General features: G+C 64.8%; 1 protein-coding gene. It reads right to left on the bottom strand.

Translation table 11 applies throughout. From position 1 onward, the window contains the following. On the bottom strand, positions 1-491 hold a 491-nt coding region (locus AC0L3B_RS38350), incomplete at both ends, for a M16 family metallopeptidase (RefSeq protein ID WP_473382775.1).

The raw sequence follows: 491 nt of genomic DNA, 5'->3' as shown, positions 1-491 counted from the left end.
TCGCTGCGCTTCACCCCGGGACCGCCGAAGGTGATCACGGTCTGGGGCACGTCGAGCGTCACGAAGGCGCGTTGCGGCGGCTTGGCGGCCTCGACGTCGGGGACGGGCACGAGATTGGCCTTGGCCGGCAGGCTACCAAATGTGTGGTCGAGCAGCTTGCCGAGCGTATCGGGATCCACGTCGCCAACCACCGCGATCTTGAGCGTGTCCTTGGCGAGCACGCGGCCGACATAATCCTTCATGTCGGCAACCGTAATGGTCGGAACGCTGTCGAGGTTGCCGTTGGACTGCCGACTGTAGGGATGATCGCCAAAGGCAACCTCCAGGAATTTGCGGCTCGCGAGCGAGGTCGGGTTGGTTGTCTCGCGGCGCAGGCCCGAGATCACCTGCGAGCGAATGCGTTCGACGTCGGCAGTTTCGAAATGCGGCGAGGTCAGCGCGCTCCGCAGCAGGTCGAAGGCCTCGTCCTTGTTGTCGCGCAGCATGCGCAG

The organism is Bradyrhizobium sp. Kon56 (genome assembly GCF_055807635.1).
This window is presented reverse-complemented; position numbering and strand designations above follow the sequence as displayed.